This window comes from Aeromonas sp. QDB18, assembly GCF_027705325.1.
Classification (GTDB): Bacteria; Pseudomonadota; Gammaproteobacteria; order Enterobacterales; family Aeromonadaceae; genus Aeromonas; species Aeromonas caviae.
In genome coordinates this window covers 1-18,061 of record NZ_JAPDBQ010000084.1, presented here as the reverse complement: position 1 = coordinate 18,061, position 18,061 = coordinate 1, and the positions used below count along the sequence as shown (strand labels likewise).

13 protein-coding genes and 2 pseudogenes are annotated in these 18,061 nt (G+C 62.0%); 9 read left to right on the top strand and 6 right to left on the bottom strand.

The genetic code is table 11. The features are described 5' to 3' along the window. Positions 1-72 precede the first annotated feature (72 nt). A pseudogene (locus OKC30_RS13370) lies at positions 73-573 on the top strand (PA0069 family radical SAM protein); the annotation flags it as partial. Between the two features lie 6 nt (positions 574-579). Here OKC30_RS13370 and OKC30_RS13365 read toward each other — a convergent pair. Further along, entirely contained in the window at positions 580-753 is a 174-nt protein-coding gene (locus tag OKC30_RS13365; RefSeq protein ID WP_164882096.1) for a hypothetical protein, read from the bottom strand. 304 nt (positions 754-1,057) lie between these two features. After that, on the bottom strand, positions 1,058-3,805 hold the full coding sequence (gyrA, locus tag OKC30_RS13360) for a DNA topoisomerase (ATP-hydrolyzing) subunit A (protein ID WP_160837641.1): 2,748 nt from the start codon (positions 3,803-3,805) through the stop codon (positions 1,058-1,060). Positions 3,806-4,004: 199 nt separating this feature from the next. Here gyrA and ubiG point away from each other — a divergent pair, with 199 nt between their 5' ends. The 5 genes from ubiG to yfaE all read left to right on the top strand — a co-directional run bounded on the left by ubiG (position 4,005) and on the right by yfaE (position 9,845). Further along, positions 4,005-4,721 carry a bifunctional 2-polyprenyl-6-hydroxyphenol methylase/3-demethylubiquinol 3-O-methyltransferase UbiG gene (gene ubiG, locus OKC30_RS13355; RefSeq protein WP_043155501.1) on the top strand — a complete coding sequence of 239 codons (717 nt, stop codon included), beginning with the start codon at positions 4,005-4,007 and terminating at the stop codon, positions 4,719-4,721. Then, on the top strand, positions 4,721-5,407 hold the full coding sequence (locus tag OKC30_RS13350) for an HAD family hydrolase (RefSeq protein WP_029314563.1): 687 nt from the start codon (positions 4,721-4,723) through the stop codon (positions 5,405-5,407). The genes ubiG and OKC30_RS13350 overlap by 1 nt, the downstream gene beginning before the upstream one ends. A gap of 588 nt (positions 5,408-5,995) precedes the next feature. After that, positions 5,996-8,263: a class 1a ribonucleoside-diphosphate reductase subunit alpha gene (gene nrdA, locus OKC30_RS13345; RefSeq protein WP_010674815.1), complete on the top strand. Its 2,268-nt coding sequence runs from the start codon at positions 5,996-5,998 to the stop codon at positions 8,261-8,263. Between the two features lie 79 nt (positions 8,264-8,342). Beyond that, entirely contained in the window at positions 8,343-9,476 is a 1,134-nt protein-coding gene (gene nrdB / locus OKC30_RS13340) for a class Ia ribonucleoside-diphosphate reductase subunit beta (RefSeq protein WP_010674816.1), read from the top strand. A gap of 48 nt (positions 9,477-9,524) precedes the next feature. Beyond that, positions 9,525-9,845 (top strand): class I ribonucleotide reductase maintenance protein YfaE, encoded by a 321-nt coding sequence (gene yfaE, locus OKC30_RS13335; RefSeq protein WP_160837639.1) that lies wholly within the window; start codon positions 9,525-9,527, stop codon positions 9,843-9,845. A 116-nt stretch (positions 9,846-9,961) separates the two neighbouring features. Here yfaE and mltA read toward each other — a convergent pair whose 3' ends face one another. Further along, positions 9,962-11,113, bottom strand: a complete 1,152-nt coding sequence (gene mltA, locus OKC30_RS13330) for a murein transglycosylase A (protein ID WP_124245009.1) — start codon at positions 11,111-11,113, stop codon at positions 9,962-9,964. A 150-nt stretch (positions 11,114-11,263) separates the two neighbouring features. Here mltA and OKC30_RS13325 point away from each other — a divergent pair, with 150 nt between their 5' ends. Next, positions 11,264-11,515 (top strand): DUF1289 domain-containing protein, encoded by a 252-nt coding sequence (locus OKC30_RS13325; RefSeq protein ID WP_039040754.1) that lies wholly within the window; start codon positions 11,264-11,266, stop codon positions 11,513-11,515. Between the two features lie 298 nt (positions 11,516-11,813). Here the strand turns inward: OKC30_RS13325 and fruA are convergent, their stop codons facing one another. The 3 genes from fruA to fruB are packed head-to-tail and all read right to left on the bottom strand — an operon-like array spanning position 11,814 to position 15,624. Then, positions 11,814-13,538 (bottom strand): PTS fructose transporter subunit IIBC, encoded by a 1,725-nt coding sequence (gene fruA, locus OKC30_RS13320; RefSeq protein WP_104452953.1) that lies wholly within the window; start codon positions 13,536-13,538, stop codon positions 11,814-11,816. Next, positions 13,535-14,524, bottom strand: a complete 990-nt coding sequence (pfkB, locus tag OKC30_RS13315; protein WP_049636760.1) for a 1-phosphofructokinase — start codon at positions 14,522-14,524, stop codon at positions 13,535-13,537. Before pfkB ends, fruA begins: the two co-directional genes overlap by 4 nt. Next, positions 14,524-15,624 (bottom strand): fused PTS fructose transporter subunit IIA/HPr protein, encoded by a 1,101-nt coding sequence (gene fruB / locus OKC30_RS13310; protein ID WP_042017120.1) that lies wholly within the window; start codon positions 15,622-15,624, stop codon positions 14,524-14,526. Before fruB ends, pfkB begins: the two co-directional genes overlap by 1 nt. 307 nt (positions 15,625-15,931) lie before the next feature. Between fruB and cra the strand changes: the two genes are divergently transcribed. Together cra and OKC30_RS13300 are read left to right on the top strand one after the other, a co-directional pair. Then, positions 15,932-16,918 carry a catabolite repressor/activator gene (gene cra / locus OKC30_RS13305; RefSeq protein WP_010674823.1) on the top strand — a complete coding sequence of 329 codons (987 nt, stop codon included), beginning with the start codon at positions 15,932-15,934 and terminating at the stop codon, positions 16,916-16,918. 612 nt (positions 16,919-17,530) lie between these two features. After that, positions 17,531-17,983: pseudogene (locus tag OKC30_RS13300) on the top strand (aromatic amino acid transport family protein); the annotation flags it as partial. Positions 17,984-18,061 lie beyond the last annotated feature (78 nt).

The window sequence follows — 18,061 nt, the reverse complement described above, 5'->3', positions numbered from 1 at the left end:
ACCAGCGGGGCTGACGCCCCGGCGAAATTCCCCTCCCACCTACGTCGGAGGGAGTCCCCTTTCGCATTTAAGATGGTGTCGGTCACCACCCTCAATGAGACGCTGAGGCGACAGTTGGAGCCCAGGGCCAGCACGGGGGTTGGGCGGATCAAGGTGATCGAACGACTGGCCAAGGCCGGTGTGCCGGTCGGCGTGCTCGCCGCCCCCATGATCCCCAGGCTCAACGAGCCTGAACTGGAACAGATCATCAAGGCCGCCGTCGACGCCGGGGCGGGCGGTGCGGATTACATCTTGCTGCGATTGCCCCACGAGCTCACCACCCTCTTTTGCGACTGGCTCGATACGCACTATCCCGGCCAGAAAGAGGCGATCCTCAACCAGCTGCGGGCAAGCCGGGGTGGCTCACTCAACAGCGCCACCTTTGGCAGCCGCATGCGAGGTGAAGGACTGTTTGCCGACCTGCTCGCCCAGCGCTTTCGCCTGATCAGCAGGCGGCTGCAACTGGGCAAGCGCCATATGGCACTCAATACAGCCGCCTTCATCCGCCCGGGCGAGCAGTTGCGTCTGTTCTGAGCACCGTCAGCCCCGTGGTCTCGGCGGGCAGCTCCCCGCTGGGTGGCGCTGTGCAATCAGCTCCGCAGGCAGGCGTGATGGCTCGTGCGCCACCTCCTCCTCATCCACCCTAAGGCGCGCCTTCTCCTGCCCTCCCCACATCCGGCTCCACCAGATTTCCCACATTACCCAGCTCGTCATAACAGTGCTCCTGGCAAGCGATGCCTGCCTCTGTGGTGGCCTCATTCAACGCAGGCAGCATGGCTGGCCGTCATGACAGGGCCATGACAGCCGAGTGAAGGAATCGTGTTGATGCGATGGGACCAACCCTGCATATCAGGAAGATGACGCCGTGGCAGGCAGGGCTGCATGCACGGCAGACGGAGCCTGGCAGCAGAAAAGAGGGCGCCAGGGCAAGCACAGGGACGGGGAGAGCCTGCGGTGAGGCGGACAAAAAAAGAGCGACCATCAAGGTCGCTCTTTTGCACCGGACAAAGGGGGACGATTACTCGTCGCCCGCCTCCCCGGTATCGACGGCGCCAGCGTCCGCTGCGGTGTCGGTGCCTTCAGACACCTCCCCTTCAACAGCCAGGGCCTCGGTTTCCTCTTCGTCGCTCTCGGCAACGCGCTGCAGACCGACTACGGTCTCGTCTTCACCGGTACGGATCAGACGCACACCGCCGGTGTTGCGGCCGATGACGCTCACCTCGGACACCCGGGTACGAACCAGGGTACCGCCGTTGGTGATCAGCATGATCTGGTCGGTATCTTCGACCTGGATCGCATCGATTACCTTGCCGTTGCGCTCATCCACCTTGATGGAGATGACGCCCTGGGTACCCCGGCTCTTGGTCGGGTACTCGTCCAGCGCGGTGCGCTTGCCGTAGCCGTTCTCGGTGGCGGTGAGGATGGCACCATCGCCACGGGGCACGATGAGGGAGACCACCTTGTCACCGGCGCCCAGCTTGATGCCGCGCACGCCAGCAGCGGTACGACCCATGGGACGTACGCCCTTGAAGGTGCCCTTGCTTTCGGTGCCTTCGCCGTTGTCACTGCCATCATCATCGTTGCCGGCGTCGTCATCGGTGTCGACTTCGTCAGTGGCATCGGCATCGGCGCGACCGCTGCCTTCCGCGAAGCGAACCACCTTGCCCGCATCGGAGAAGAGCATGATCTCGTTGCTGCCATCTGTGATGTCCACCCCGATCAGCTCATCACCCTCTTTGAGGTTGATGGCACGGATACCGGAGGAGAGCGGACGGCTGAAGTCGGACAGGCTGGTCTTCTTCACGGTACCGTTGGCGGTAGCGAAGAAGACATACTTGTTGGCGTCATATTCTTTCACCGGCAGGATGGCGGTGATGCGCTCACCCTCATCCAGCGGCAGCAGGTTGATGATCGGACGACCGCGGGCACCACGGGACGCTTCCGGCAGCTGATACACCTTGAGCCAGTAGACCTTGCCACGGGTGGAGAAGCACAGAATGGTGTCGTGGGTGTTGGCCACCAGCAGACGCTCCACAAAGTCCTCTTCCTTGATCCGGGTGGCCGACTTGCCACGACCACCGCGGCGTTGGGCCTCGTAGTCGGAGAGCGGCTGATACTTCACATAGCCCTGGTGAGACAAGGTAACGACCACGTCTTCCGGGGTGATCAGATCTTCGATGTTGATCTCGGCGCTGGACATGCTGATCTCGGTGCGACGCTCGTCGCCGTACTGCTCGCGCACGGCCAGCAGTTCGTCACGGATCACTTCCATCAGGCGCTCGGGGCTTGCCAGGATGTGCAACAGCTCGGCGATGAGATCCAGAAGAGACTGGTACTCTTCCAGGATCTTCTCGTGCTCGAGGCCGGTCAGCTTGTGCAGACGCAGGTCAAGGATGGCCTGGGCCTGGATCTCGGTCAGGAAGTACTGCCCTTCACGGATGCCGAACTCCGGCTCCAGCCACTCGGGGCGAGCCGCGTCGTCGCCCGCTTTTTCCAGCATGGCGGCCACGTTGCCGAGTTCCCAGCCCTTGGCTACCAGGGCGGCTTTCGCATCCGCCGGGGTCGCACTGTGGCGAATGAGCTCGATGATGGGGTCGATGTTGGCCAATGCCACCGCCAACCCTTCCAGGATGTGCGCCCGATCCCGCGCCTTGCGCAGTTCGAACACGGTCCGGCGGGTCACCACTTCACGGCGGTGCAGCAGGAACGCATCCAGGATCTCTTTGAGGTTCATCACCTTGGGCTGGTTGTTGTCCAGCGCCACCATGTTGATGCCGAACGTGGTCTGCATCTGGGTGTGCTTGTAGAGATTGTTCAGCACAATCTCGCCGGACTCGCCGCGCTTGATCTCGATGACGATGCGCATGCCGTCTTTGTCGGACTCATCGCGCAGGGCGCTGATGCCCTCGATTTTCTTCTCTTTGACCAGCTCGGCGATCTTCTCGATCAGGCGAGCCTTGTTCACCTGATAGGGGATCTCGTGAACGATGATGGTCTCGCGACTGGTCTTCTCGTCCACTTCCACCTCGGCCTTGGCCCGCACATAGACGGAGCCGCGACCGGTACGGTACGCCTGCACGATGCCGGAACGGCCGTTGATGATGCCGCCGGTGGGGAAATCCGGACCGGTGACATGGGTCATCAGCTCGTCAATGGTGAGGTCGCCGTTTTCGATCAGCGCCAGGCAACCGTTGACAATCTCGGTGAGGTTGTGAGGCGGGATGTTGGTCGCCATGCCCACCGCGATACCGGAGGAGCCGTTGACCAGCAAGGTGGGGACCTTGGTGGGCATGACAGCCGGGATCATCTCGGTGCCGTCGTAGTTAGGCACCCAGTCCACGGTCTCTTTGTCCAGATCGGCCAGCAGCTCGTGGGAGATGCGCGCCATCCGCACTTCGGTGTAACGCATGGCCGCGGCGTTGTCGCCGTCCACCGAACCGAAGTTGCCCTGACCGTCGACCAGCATGTAGCGCATGGAGAAATCCTGCGCCATGCGGACGATGGTGTCATACACGGCGATGTCGCCATGCGGGTGATATTTACCGATTACGTCACCGACCACACGGGCCGATTTTTTATAGGGCTTGTTCCAGTCGTTCCCCAGCTCGTTCATTGCATACAGAACGCGGCGGTGAACCGGTTTCAAGCCATCACGCACATCCGGCAGAGCTCGTCCTACGATCACGCTCATGGCGTAATCCAGATAGGAACTCTTGAGCTCTTCTTCGATGTTGACCGGCGTGATCTCTCTGGCCAGATCGCTCATAGAAAGCCTTAATCCCTAATTAGTTGTTCTTTGGCTTAAACAGCGCGACATGGTAACACACTGAGCCAAATACATTAAGCCACAAATCCGATGAGCACATCGGGCTGGTGCGACGAAGTCGGTCCGTTATAATGCGCGCCAGGACAATAGATTGCGCGCGCCCAGCCCGCTGCGCGCCTTGCCACAGGATCATCAAAACATGAATAGTGATGCCAATGTCGATCTGACAGAAATCGCCAAATTTGAAGCCATCGCCTCCCGCTGGTGGGACATGGAGGGCGAATTCAAGCCGCTGCATCAAATCAACCCGGTGCGCCTTGACTGGATCACCGACAAGAGCGGCGGCCTGTTTGGCAAGCGCGTGCTCGACATCGGCTGCGGTGGCGGCATCCTCTCCGAGAGCATGGCCCGCCGGGGGGCCCGGGTCACCGGCATCGACATGGGCAAGGAACCCCTCGGCGTCGCCCGCCTGCACGCGCTGGAACAAGGTGTGGAGCTCGAGTACCGCCAGATCACCGCCGAAGCCCACGCCGATGAAGCGCCTGGCCAGTATGACGTGGTCACCTGCATGGAGATGCTGGAGCACGTGCCGGACCCGGCCTCGGTGCTGCGCGCCATCGCCACCCTGGTACGGCCGGGGGGCAAGGTGTTCGTCTCCACCATCAACCGCAACCCCAAAGCCTATCTGATGATGATCCTCGGGGCCGAGTACCTGTTGAAGATGGTCCCCAAGGGCACTCACGATCACAAGAAGTTCATCACTCCCGCCGAACTCTGTCGCATGGGGGAAGCGGCGGGCCTGCTGGTGCGGGACATGAGTGGCGTTCACTACGCCCCGCTCTCCAACAGCTTCAAGCTCGGCAAGAATGTCGACGTCAACTACATGGTGGCGTTCGAGCGCCCGGAGCAAGGCTGATGAGCACACCTCACCCGATGCCCCTTGGCTGCGTGCTGTTTGATCTGGACGGCACCCTGCTCGACACCGCGCCAGACCTTGGCGCCGCCGTCAATCACGTGCTGATAAGCGAAGGCTTTGCCCCGCTCTCTGACGACATCATCCGCCAGACCACCTCCCACGGGGCCCTGGGGCTGCTCAGGGCCGGTCTTGGTGACGAGCTGCTCGAGGAGCTGGGGGCCACCCGCCTTCGCACCGCTCTGCTCGACTACTACGCCGCCAACCTCTGCGTCGGCACCCGCCCCTATGAAGGCATGGTGGATCTCATCGAGTGGCTCGACGAGAAAAAGCTGCCCTGGGGCATTGTCACCAACAAGCCGGGTTTTCTCACCGAACCGCTCTTGGCAGCCCTGCCCGAACTCGCCAGTTGCGGCGTGACGGTGAGCGCCGACACCCTGCCGGTGCGCAAGCCCGACCCCGCCCCCATGTTCTTTGCCTGCGAGCGGCTCGGCATCGCGGCCAGCCAGTGTCTCTATGTGGGGGATCACGTGCGCGACATCGAGGCCGGCCGCAATGCCGGCATGCGTACCGCGGTGGCTGGCTGGGGTTATCTCAATGATGACGAGGATCCGGCCCTCTGGGGCGCCGATCTTCACTTTGATACCGTGCAGGCCCTGCACCACTGGCTGCGCTACGAGCTGAGCTGACACGTTCATTGCCCATGAGCGACAAGGCATCCGGATAGAGGTGGATCTGCGGGGCAACTTTGATGTTGTCCCGATGGCCATGTGGGCATCTGCCCCGGCGCGCAGCTCCCCCCGCAGCACACCAGAGGGATCCCGGACGATCCCTCTTTTTATGGGCTTGGCAACCCCCCGAACGGCGTAACAGGACACCTTTTGACCCTGACTGCACAAGGGATGAGCAGACCGGATTTGCTAGTAAAAACACCCTGCTTTCGCAAGCAAAAAAAGTTATTTTAATTTTCCATCTTCGATCGCCGGACTTGCATTTGACGGATCGGATGGATGAAAACCCGTTCGCTGTGAGCGTCCACTAACTCCCGTCCCGACACCCACAATTTATCCACAGCTAATGCGTTATCCACAGATTGCATTACCGCATCGACCTCACTATCTTGTAGTTCGCATTAAAAATAACACTACATCTTGTGATTCATCGCACAATCCCTGCCCAGTTTCCCTCGACAGACGGAGCCGGGTTGCGCCATTGTGCGATGGCTTTTCGGGAATCAACCGATACCGGCAGGTATCAATGAAAGGGGTCATCAGCCAATGAACTTGTTTGTGACGAAGCGTAACGGACACAAAGAACCCATCGATCTGGATAAAATTCACCGTGTGCTCGACTGGGCTGCCGAGAAGCTCGACAACGTGTCGGTCTCCCAGGTGGAGCTCAAGTCCCACATCCAGTTCTATGACGGTATCCGTACCGCCGACATCCACGAGACCATCATCAAGGCTGCTGCTGACCTCATCTCCGAGCAAAGCCCGGACTACCAGTACATGGCTGCCCGTCTGGCCATCTTCCACCTGCGCAAGAAGGCCTACGGCCAGTTCGAGCCGCCCCACCTGTATCAGCACGTCGCCAGACTGGTGGACATGGGCAAGTACGACAAGCACCTGCTGGAAGACTACACCCAGGCGGAATTTGAGGAGCTGAACGGCTACCTCGATCACTGGCGCGACATGGACTTCTCCTACGCGGCGGTCAAGCAGCTCGAAGGCAAGTACCTGGTACAGAACCGCGTCACCGGCGAGATCTACGAGAGCCCGCAGTTCCTCTACATCCTGGTAGCAGCCTGCCTCTTCTCCAAGTATCCGAAAGATACCCGTCTGGACTACATCAAGCGCTTCTATGATGCGGTCTCGACCTTCAAGATCTCCCTGCCGACCCCGATCATGAGCGGGGTGCGCACCCCGACCCGCCAGTTCAGCTCCTGCGTGCTGATCGAGTGTGACGACAGCCTGGATTCCATCAATGCCACCGCCAGCGCCATCGTGCGTTACGTTTCCCAGCGCGCCGGCATCGGCATCAACGCCGGTCGCATCCGTGGTCTGGGCAGCCCCATCCGTGGCGGCGAAGCCTTCCACACCGGCTGCATCCCCTTCTACAAATACTTCCAGACTGCGGTGAAGTGCTGCTCCCAGGGCGGCGTGCGCGGCGGTGCGGCCACCCTGTTCTACCCGCTGTGGCACACCGAGGTGGAGAGCCTGCTGGTACTGAAAAACAACCGCGGCGTGGAAGAAAACCGTGTTCGTCACATGGACTACGGCGTGCAGATCAACAAGCTGATGTACCAGCGCCTCATCAAGGGCGGCGACATCACTCTGTTCTCCCCGTCCGATGCACCAGGCCTCTATGACGCCTTCTTCGCGGACCAGGACAAGTTTGAAGCGCTCTACGTCAAGTACGAGCAGGATCCGGCCATTCGCAAGAAGACCCTGAAGGCGGTGGATCTCTTCTCCCTGATGATGCAGGAGCGCGCCGGTACCGGTCGCATCTACATCCAGAACGTGGATCACTGCAACACCCACAGCCCGTTCGACCCGTCTGTGGCGCCGGTACGCCAGTCCAACCTCTGCCTCGAGATTGCGCTGCCCACCAAGCCGCTCAACAACGTGGATGACGAGGACGGCGAGATTGCCCTGTGCACCCTCTCCGCCTTCAACCTGGGCGCCATCGAGAAGCTGGAAGATCTGGAAGAGATGGCCGAGCTGGCCGTGCGCGCTCTGGACGCCCTGCTCGACTATCAGGACTACCCGCTCAAGGCCGCCAAGAAGGGCAGCATGAACCGCCGCACCCTGGGTATCGGCGTCATCAACTACGCCTACTACCTGGCGAAAAACGGTGCCCGCTACTCCGATGGTTCCGGTCTGGCCCTGACCCACCGCACCTTCGAGGCGATCCAGTACTACCTGCTGAAGGCCTCCGTGCAACTGGCCCGCGAGTTCGGCCCCTGCCCAGCCTTCAACGAGACCACCTATGCCCAAGGTATCCTGCCCATCGATACCTATAAAAAGGATCTGGACACCCTGTGCAATGAACCCCTGCACCTGGACTGGGAAACCTTGCGCGAAGAGATCAAGACCGTGGGTCTGCGCAACTCCACCCTGACCGCCCTGATGCCGAGCGAGACCTCCAGCCAGATCTCCAACGCCACCAACGGCATCGAGCCGCCCCGCGGCCTGGTGTCGGTGAAAGCCTCCAAGGACGGCATCCTCAAGCAGGTGGTGCCGGAGTACCACCGCCTGAAGGATCAGTACGAACTGCTGTGGAAACAGCCGAGCGTCGACGGTTACCTGCAGCTGGTCGGCATCATGCAGAAGTTCGTGGATCAGGCGATCTCCGCCAACACCAACTACGACCCGGCCCGCTTCGAAGGCAACAAGGTGCCGATGAAGCAGTTGCTCAAAGACTTGCTGACCGCCTACAAATACGGTCTCAAGACCCTCTACTATCACAACACCCGTGATGGTGCCGACGACACCCAGACCGATCTGCAAGATGACGGCTGCGCTGGCGGGGCTTGCAAGATCTAACCGCGAAACGCACTGATAAACCGGGCGGGAGCATCAAGCTCCCGCCCTCCTGTTTTCCCTATTTCACGGCATTCGAACCATGGCTTACTCTACTTTTTGCCAGACCCAAAACGATCAGCTCAAGGAGCCGATGTTCTTCGGCCAGTCGGTCAACGTGGCCCGTTATGATCAGCAAAAGCACGACATCTTCGAGCGGCTTATCGAGAAACAGCTCTCCTTCTTCTGGCGCCCGGAAGAGGTGGACGTCTCCCACGACCGCATCGACTTCCAGGCTCTGCCGCCCCACGAGCAGCACATCTTCATCTCCAACCTGAAGTACCAGACCCTGCTGGATTCCATTCAGGGCCGCAGCCCCAACGTGGCCCTGCTGCCCCTGGTCTCCATCCCGGAGCTGGAGACCTGGATCGAGACCTGGGCCTTCTCCGAGACCATCCACTCTCGCTCCTACACCCACATCATCCGCAACATCGTCAACAACCCGGGCCAGGTGTTCGACGACATCGTGACCAACGAGCAGATCTTGAAGCGCGCCGGCTCCATCAGCCACTTCTATGACGATCTCATCGAGGCCACCTCCGTCTATCACCTGCACGGTGAGGGGACCCACCGGATCGGGGATCGCGAAGTCACCATCAGCCTGCGGGAGCTCAAGAAGAAGCTCTACCTGTGCCTGATGAGCGTCAACGCCCTCGAAGCAATCCGCTTCTACGTGAGCTTCGCCTGCTCCTTCGCCTTCGCCGAGCGCGAGCTGATGGAAGGCAATGCCAAGATCATCAAGATGATCGCCCGTGACGAAGCGCTGCACCTGACCGGCACCCAGCACATGCTGAACCTGATGCGCAGCGGCAACGACGACCCCGACATGGCGGAGATCGCCGTCGAGTGCGAGCAGGCCTGCTTCGAGCTGTTCAAGGAAGCAGCCCTGCAGGAGAAGGAGTGGGCCGAGTACCTGTTCCAGGATGGCTCCATGATCGGCCTGAACAAGGACATCCTCTGCCAGTACGTGGAATACATCACCAACCTGCGCATGGCGGCCGTCGGCCTGCAACCGGCCTTTGCCGGCACCAAGCAGAACCCCATCCCCTGGATCAACACCTGGCTCTCCTCCGACAACGTGCAGGTGGCGCCCCAGGAAGTGGAAGTGAGCTCCTATCTGGTGGGTCAGATAGACAGTGAAGTGCACGCCGACGATCTGGGTGACTTCGAGCTGTGATGCTAGGCGACCTCTGCTGGCAGGCCATGATGCGGGAGAGCGACGTCCGTGAGTGACGCCACCGCCACCCTGAACGCGCCCCTGCATACCGCCACCACGGCGCCGGAGGGGCAAGCCCCCCAGGTACAGACCCTGGACGGTGTGCTGCACCCCCATCCCGGCGAAAGCCTGCTGGAGACCCTGGAGCGCCACCGTCATCACGTGGAGTTCCAGTGCCGCAGCGGCTATTGCGGCGCCTGCCGCACCCCGCTGCTGGCGGGCAAGGTGCACTACGCCGCCATCCCGCTCGCCTTTGTCTCCCAGGGGGAGTGCCTCCCCTGCTGCTGTCAGCCGGTGGGCGCCATCAAGCTCGATATCCGAAAGGGCTGACGGCCCTTGTCGCCAGATCTGCCCCGCAAACAAAAAGCCGCCGGATTGCTCCGGCGGCTTTTTTCATGGGAATGTCCCGTCTCTTGAGGGAAATGAGGGACCATGACCCTCTTGCGTTACAACCAGGGGGCGGCGGTCGGCCCGTGGTGCAGACCCAGCTTCCAGACCCGGCCAAAGTGCTTGTAGTGACCGGCCGCGACACCGGCTTTCTCCCCCATGCCGTGGTAGAGGTCAAGGTGGCCCTTCTTCACCGCGCCCCCCACATCCAGCGCAATCAGCAGCCGCAGCTGGTGCTTGCCGGTCCAGTTGCCCTCTTTGTCCAGCAGCGGCACTTCCGCGAGGATAGGGGTGCCCATCGGCAGCAGGGTCTTGTCGGCAGCCACCGCCGCCATGGGCAAGAGCGGAATGCCGGCGGCCCCCACCACGTCGTTGGTGGGACGGCGCTCGAAGAAGACATAGGAGGGGTTCTGCTCCACCAGCTCCTTCACGCTCTCTTCCGGCTGACGATTGGCCCACTCCTTGATGGCCTTCATGGACATCTGCTCCTTGGGCACTTCGCCACGGTCGATGAGCACCCGGCCAATGCTGACATAGCCGTGGCCGTTCTTGCCGCTGTAACCAAGGTACTGCAACCGGTCGTCATCGCCGTAGTGAACGAAGCCGGAACCCTGCACGTCCATCAGGAAGTTGTCGATGAGGGATTTGCTGTAGCCCAGCTCCAGCCCCCGGTTGGCCAGCGCCCCCCGGTGGATCTCGGCCCGGCTCGGGCAGCGACCGCCGCAGTTGGGCATGGCATAGATGGGATACTTGTACTGGGCGTCCGGGCGATGGCGCACCTCCAGCACCGGCGAGTAGTAGCCGGTGAAGAGCACGTTGCCCATGCGGTCGGCACCGCCAAGCTGCGCCAGGCTGATGCCGTACTGGGTGATATGGGCAGGATTGCCCCCATTGGCGACCCAGCGTGAGAGCTGACGGTAGAGCTCCCCATAGCGGCTCGCCATGCGGCCGGAGCGTTCCATCACCATCCGGCTCTGGGGACCGAACTTGCTGTAATCGGCGCGGGCGCGGCTGTTGACCCGCTCCACCCGCACCAGATCCCCCGGCAGGGTACCATCCAGATACTGCTTGCCCAGATTCACAGGGATCTCGCAGTTCAGAAAACATCCGGATTCCGCCTTCTTCTGGGGCACCTTGACCGGTTCAGGGTTGCCCGCACAACCGGCCAGCCCCACCACGGCGGCGGCCAACCAGTACGCATGTCTATTCATATGTCCTCATATAACACCGAGTGTCTTGCACGGCGGGGAAGATGCCAAAATTGCCCGGGGAAAGCAAACGCCTTCACGCCCCCGACGACGGATTTCTCCTGCCGTGATCTTCTGGGTTATAACAAGGTGACAAGGTGTGAGAGGTCATGGATGGAACAGCTCGAAATCTTCCCGCTCCAGAGCCCCTGTGTCGGGGTCTGCGAACTGAACAACAAGGGGTATTGCAAGGGATGCCTGCGAAGTCGCGAGGAGCGTTTCAACTGGCTTGCCATGACCCCTGCCCAGCAGCAGGAGGTGATGCGCCTGTGCCGCAGCCGCAAGGCCAGGGTCGAGGCCGCCCGCCGCAAGGCGCAGGCCGCAGAGGCGGCCGATCCGCCGCCCCCGCCGGGCTGGGATTTTTAAATCCCACGTTGCCCCTCCCCTCAACAAGAAAGGCGGCCCCAGGGCCAATGCTGTTCAGATAAGCACATTTTTGACTAATTATTCATAAATGCGACTTGAGTTGGGGGAGCAAGGCTGTTTCCAGTCGATGTTCCTTCAGCCTTTATCCAGCGTGGCTTGCAATAGAAAGAGGGAGGCATCATGCCTCCCTCATTTTTAGCCCTGATACTACGTGGACTGGAACTCAAATTCTCTTAAGTGAACAGCATTGGGCCCCAGGGCCGCCTTGTCATGAAGAGTGTGTCACGCCGTGACGTCCTCAGGCGGTCGCCAGCTTGGCCTGCTCCTCGCCACGCTTGAGCATGGCGTAGGCCACCCCGGTCACCAGAGAACCGGCGGCGATCGCCAGGATGTACATCATCACATGGCTGATGGCGTTCGGGATGAAGAGCACGAACAGACCACCGTGGGGTGCCACCAGCTCGCAGCCGAACAGCATGGAGAGCGCACCGGTCAGGGCGCCGCCCACCATGCAGGCCGGGATGACGCGCATGGGATCCTTGGCGGCAAACGGGATGGCCCCCTCGGAGATGAAACACAGACCCAGCACGAAGGAGGCCTTGCCCGCTTCCTGCTCCGCCTTGATGAACTTTCTGCTGGCCAGGAAGGTCGCGATCCCCATCCCCAGTGCAGGCACCATGCCGGCGGCCATGACCGCTGCCATGGGGGCATAGGTCTTGGAGGCGAGCAGGCCGACACCGAAGGCATAAGCCGCCTTGTTGACCGGGCCCCCCATGTCGAAGCACATCATGGCGCCGATGATGACACCCAGCAGCACGGCGTTGGCAGAGCCCATGTTGTTGAGGAACTCGGTCATGGCGTTCATGATGCCCGCCACCGGGCCACCCACCACGTAGATCATCACCAGACCGGTGAACAGGCTGGCAAAGAGCGGAATGATGAGGATGGGCTTGAGGGCTTCCAGGGTGACCGGCAGGCGCACCTTGTCGCTCAGGAACTTGGCGCTGTAACCAGCGAGGAAGCCGCCGACGATGCCGCCAAGGAAACCGGCGCCGAGCGAGCTTGCCAGCATACCGGCGATCATGCCGGGCGCCAGACCCGGACGGTCGGCGATGGAGTAGGCGATGTAGCCTGCCAGCACCGGGATCATCAGGGCGAAGGCGGAGCCGCCACCTATCTTCATCAGGGCCGCGGCCAGCGTCCCCTCTTCCTTGAACGCTTCAATGCCGAAGATGAAGGAGAGCGCGATGATAAGGCCCCCCGCCACCACCATGGGCAGCATGAAGGAGACACCGGTCAGCAGGTGCTTGTAGGGGCCCGCCTTTTCCTCTTTCTTGACCGCAGCCGCGCCGCTGTGGCGATAGACCTTCGCCTCGGTCCAGGCCTTGTCGAGCTCGGCCCGGGTTTTCTTCAGGGCAGCCCCCGTGCTGGTGCGATAGACCGGCTTGCCGTCAAAGCGCGCCATGTCCACCTCGATGTCAGTGGCGAGGAACACCAGATCGGCGGCGGCAATCTCGTCCGCCGTCAAGGCATTCTGGGCACCGACCGAGCCCTGGGTTTCGACGCGGATCTGGTGACCCAGCTGCTTGGCCATGGTCTCCAGGGCCTCGGCCGACATGAAGGTGTGGGCCACCCCGGTCGGGCAGGCCGTCACCGCCACGATGCGCTTGGCACCGCTGGCCGGTTTGGCAACGGCAGGTGCCGCCTCATGGCGATAGACGCTGGCACCGCTTCGCGCGGCGTCCAGCAGGGCAGCGGGATCCTGGAGCGCTAGATCCATGTCGCCCCGATAGAGCGACTTGCCGTCATAGGCGGCCAGATCCACCGGTGCGCTGGCAACGACCAGCACCAGGTCGGCGGCGGCAATCTGCTCTTTCGAGGGAACCTGACGGGGCTGCACGCTGGACTCGACGTCGAGGGTGAGCTCCCAGCCAGCCAGTTTGGCCTGCTGTTCTATCCGTTTTGCAGCGAGAAAGCTGGTGGCAATGCCCGCCGGGCAAGCCGTAACCAGAATTGCTTTCATTGGGCATCTCCTGAGTTAGCCATCAAATGGGGTTGGGGTTGAGTCGGTGCCAGATCATCCAGACGCTGTACGCGCACCTGCTCGAGTAACGGTTTGAGCACATTGATATCGTTGAAGCCGACCGCGACCTGGCTCACCGCCAGTGCCGAGACGGCGGTGGCCAGACGCAGGGTCTGCTCCGGCGTCCAGTCCAGGCTCATGCCATGGACCAGGCCCGCCACCAGGGAGTCGCCGGCACCCACGGTGCTGACCACCTCCATGCGCGGCGGAATCGCCTGCCAGGTGGCATCCGGTGCAAACCAGATGAGGCCGTCGGCACCATTGGAGATCACCACGTTGGGGATCCCGCTTGCCTGCAGCGCGCGGGCGCACTCGGCCTGCTCGCTCAGGGTCTTCACGGGACGACCGGCCCACTGGCTCAGCTCTTCCAGGTTGGGTTTGACCAGGGTCGGCGCCGCCTTGATCCCTTCGCTCAACGCCGCGCCGCTGCAATCGAAGATCACCTGCTTGCCCTTGGCCTTGAGCAGGCGGATCAGATGGCCACAGTAATCGGGGGACACCCCTTTGGGCAGGCTGCCCGCCAGCACGAACCAGTCGGTGTGGGGAGCCAGTCGCTCCAGCGCCGCTTCCAGGGCGCTGACATCGCCTTCCTGCACGGCGAGTCCCGGCAGATTGAGATCGGTCACCCGGCCGGATTGTTCGGAGATCTTGACGTTGATCCGGGTGTCGCCCGCCACGCGCACGAAGTGATCGGCAAGGGCACGTTCCTCGAACAGGGAGACGAAGCTCTGCTGGTTGCCCTCACCGAGCCAGCCGGTCAGGCCTACGTCACGGCCGAGATCTTTCAAGACCATGGCGACGTTGATCCCCTTGCCCGCGGCGCGCAAGTTGGCCTCGCTCACCAGATTGACCTCGCCAGGGTGCATGGCCTCCAGACGGGTGGTGAGATCGAGCGCGGGGTTGAGGGTGATGGTGACGATGTCCATCAGTGCGCCCCCTCGCCCAAGCCGGCGGCAATGGCTTCGCCAATGCCCTTGAGGGCTGCTTCGGCATCCGCTCCTTCGGCACGAAACGCCAGACGATGACCGCACTTGACCCCAAGCCCGATCACCTTCATCAGGCTCTTGGCAGAGACGGCTTCACCGCTGCCATCGAGGTTGGCGACGCGGATGTCGGATTCATACTCCTTGGCCACCTTGACCAGCATGGCGCCCGGACGGGCGTGCAGACCGTGAGGGTTGATGATGGTGAAGGTCTCGGAAAGCCCGCTCGCCGGACCCGCCTGCAACATGGCAAGACCGTCGCTGCCAGAGAGGGTGGCCAGCTGGCCGGCTGCGGCCAGCTTGGCCAGATTCTCGAGTTGCGGCAAATGGCCGCTATCTGCGGCACACAGCAGCAGCAGGGCGCTGACCGGCAATTCACCGACGTTCAGCGGGGTGCTCGGGGTGGCCAGCACCCAACCGGTCTGGGCCGCTTGCGCACGGGCCAGCCAGATGCCCTCCCCCAGGTGAACAGGCTGACTGGCCAGGAGGGCGCTCACCATGGCTGCGTCTCCCCAGCCTGCGGATTTGGCGCGGGCCGCAGCCCCCAGCAGCAACTGGTCCTGGTCGTCGGCCGGGAAGTCCGCCAGGGTCAGGTATTGCACCTCTTTGGCGCCAGTCGCGCCAGTCAGGATATTGATGATGGTCTCTTCGTCGGTCGCCCCCTTGAGCTGGGCTGCGGCCTGCTCGTCACCCAGCACGTGGGTGAGCTGGCGCAAGATCCCCAGGTGCTCATCGGACTTGGCGGCGATGCCGATGGCGACGTAGGCAATCTGCCCCTCGTCCCACTCGATGCCGTGGGGGAACTGGGCCACCATGACGCCGGTGCTCTTCACCAGATGACGGGTGTCCGTGGTGCCGTGGGGAATGGCGATACCGCTGCCAAGATAGGTGGCGTGCTGCGCTTCCCGCGCCAGCATGCCGTCCACGTAACCTGCTTCAACCAGACCGGCGTCGGTCAGTTTGCTTGCCAGCAGGGCGATGGCGTCCGCCTTGGTCGTCACCGATTGTCCCAGCAGGATTTGCTGTCGCGCCAACTTCAACATAGAGATTCTCCATCAGGTCCGGCTTCGCCTCGCTGCGTACCGGCTCAACTCAACTCGATTTTTGGGTAACTTGCCTGCTGACAATAGACGGTGATCTCTCGCTTTGGTGAGCCGGAACCCATTTCCAAGTGCAGATAATCATCCGTTACTGACAAGCTGAATCGTTTCAATTACACTCAGACTGAATCGTTTCAGCGCATTGTTCAAGATCCCGCAGAAAGTACGTTTCAATGATATGATCCCGCGCACACTTTTCGGCGCCCCAACCAGGAACCGGCGCGGGCCTTGCAACTCAAACAGAGCCAACATGATGAAACTGGATGAAATCGCCGCGCTGGCCGGTGTCTCTCGCACCACCGCAAGCTATGTGATCAATGGCAAGGCCGATCAATACCGCATCAGCCAGGCAACCCGCGACAAGGTGATGGCCGTGGTCCATGCCCACAACTATCAGCCGGACAGCCGCGCCGCTTCCCTGCGCGGCGGCCAGACCCGCACCCTCGGCTTCATCCTGCCCGACCTCGAAAACGCCAGTTACGCCAAGCTCGCCAAGCGCCTGGAGCAAGGGGCCCGCACCCAGGGTTATCAGTTGCTCATCGTCTGCTCGGAGGACGATCCGGACACCGAAAAGGAGCTGGCCCGGATGCTGGTGAGCCGCCATGTGGATGCGCTCCTGGTGGCAAGCTGCCTCCCCCCGGCGGATCCCTTCTACCTGGAGCAGCAGTCCCGGGGCGTGCAGATCCTCGCCATCGACCGTGCCATGGCCACCGAGCACTTCGTCACCGTGGCGAGTGAAAACCAGAAGGCGAGCCTGGACCTCACCGCCTCCCTGCTCACCCCGGCCATCGGTCATATCGCCTTGATCACTGCACTGCCGGAACTGACGATCAGTCAGGAGCGAAAAGCGGGCTTCGAACAGGCCATTGCCAGTCACAGTGCGACCCGCCACCTGTGTGAAGGGGCCCACTTCTCGCGCACCGAAGGGTATCGCCTGATCAAGACGCTCCATCAGCAGCTCGGCCAACTGCCCGAGGCGCTGATCACCACCTCCTACATCCTGATGGAGGGGGTGCTCGACTACCTGCTGGAGCAGGAGGCCGACATGAGCCAGCTCGCCATGGCTACCTTCGGGGATGACCGTCTGCTCGATTTCCTCCCCTTTGGCATCAACTCCCTGCCCCAGCAGCACGACGCCCTGGCAAGCCAGGCCCTGACGCTGGCCCTCAAGGCGGTCAATGGCGACTACCAGAGCGGCCTGCACTATGTGAGCCGTACCCTCAAACGCCGCCGCTGACCCGGCAACGACGCACCACCCCGGGGGCGGCCCGCAGTGCCAGCCCCTGAGCCTCCTCCCCCACACCTGCTTGTGTTCTCCCCTGTTGTCTCAGCTTTGCCCTTCGCCTTCTGGCTTTGAGGTGATCTGCCGGGCGGCAACCCCGCGCCAGGGCACGTTTATCGGCGCCTCGGCTCGCTATAAGTGAAAATGATGGCTTTTGGGAGTATGACCCGATGTTTGCTTATATCGGGCCAGTCGCACCACCAGGGCCCCGTGTTACCCTCTGCAAGCCCTGTTGCCGCCAACGCGGGCGCTCTCGATGTCGACCCGCAACGCAGCCTGACGGGCAGCCTCCCCCTGAGGGGCGCGTTTTTTCGGCGCATGGCGCAATGTGTCACTTTTTATTGCCACCCTTCGGCTTGCTACAGCACAAAATCCGCTTTTAAGGGGTTGTTTCCGCCATTTCAATCCGCTAACTTGGCAACCAATTTTTACAACTGACAGGTTTCAGGTACAGATGTATCCACACCGATATTGCTAGCCTCCGGCTTTTCCCCGGAGGCGCCTCCCGACACAGCCAACTGGCTCTCTCTTGTTTGCAACAGCGCCCCTCACTTTCGGATGGATGACATGAATACCAAGACCCTGGGTTGTACCCTGTTGATTGCCGGCACCACCATAGGCGCCGGCATGCTGGCCCTGCCGCTGGCCTCCTCGTCCCTGGGCGGCCCCGCCACCCTGATGCTGATGATCGGCCTCTGGGCCCTGATGGCCTTCACCGCCATGCTGCAGGTGGAAGCCAGCCTCAGCACCGGCAAGTGGTACCTGCACCAGCTGGCGGATCACCTGCTCGGCCCCTGGGGCAAGGGCATCGCCTCCTTCTGCATCCTGATGCTGTTCTACGCCCTGGCCTCCGCCTACATCAGCGGCGGCAGCAGCCTGCTGGCCCAGGCACTGGCCGATGCCGGCCTGCCCCTCGGCCAGGAGCAGGCGGCCTGGGTCTTTACCCTGCTGTTTGGCGGCATGGTGTGCGTCGGCACCAGGCAGGTGGATTACCTCAACCGCCTGATGTTCACCGTGAAGTGGCCTTGTTGCACAAATCGGGGAACTATCTAGCCAAGTGGTGATCTGATCTCCCGGATCAATCACCGAGCACAGTCG

Bases quoted from the DNA above. Each gene is read 5' to 3' on its own strand.
- fruB (WP_042017120.1), bottom strand. From the start codon at position 15,624: ATGTTGAAGTTGGCGCGACAGCAAATCCTGCTGGGACAATCGGTGACG.
- nrdA (WP_010674815.1), top strand. From the start codon at position 5,996: ATGAACTTGTTTGTGACGAAGCGTAACGGACACAAAGAACCCATCGAT.
- nrdB (WP_010674816.1), top strand. From the start codon at position 8,343: ATGGCTTACTCTACTTTTTGCCAGACCCAAAACGATCAGCTCAAGGAG.
- gyrA (WP_160837641.1), bottom strand. From the start codon at position 3,805: ATGAGCGATCTGGCCAGAGAGATCACGCCGGTCAACATCGAAGAAGAG.
- cra (WP_010674823.1), top strand. From the start codon at position 15,932: ATGATGAAACTGGATGAAATCGCCGCGCTGGCCGGTGTCTCTCGCACC.
- pfkB (WP_049636760.1), bottom strand. From the start codon at position 14,524: ATGGACATCGTCACCATCACCCTCAACCCCGCGCTCGATCTCACCACC.
- mltA (WP_124245009.1), bottom strand. From the start codon at position 11,113: ATGAATAGACATGCGTACTGGTTGGCCGCCGCCGTGGTGGGGCTGGCC.
- fruA (WP_104452953.1), bottom strand. From the start codon at position 13,538: ATGAAAGCAATTCTGGTTACGGCTTGCCCGGCGGGCATTGCCACCAGC.
- OKC30_RS13325 (WP_039040754.1), top strand. From the start codon at position 11,264: ATGGAACAGCTCGAAATCTTCCCGCTCCAGAGCCCCTGTGTCGGGGTC.
- OKC30_RS13365 (WP_164882096.1), bottom strand. From the start codon at position 753: ATGACGAGCTGGGTAATGTGGGAAATCTGGTGGAGCCGGATGTGGGGA.
- ubiG (WP_043155501.1), top strand. From the start codon at position 4,005: ATGAATAGTGATGCCAATGTCGATCTGACAGAAATCGCCAAATTTGAA.
- OKC30_RS13350 (WP_029314563.1), top strand. From the start codon at position 4,721: ATGAGCACACCTCACCCGATGCCCCTTGGCTGCGTGCTGTTTGATCTG.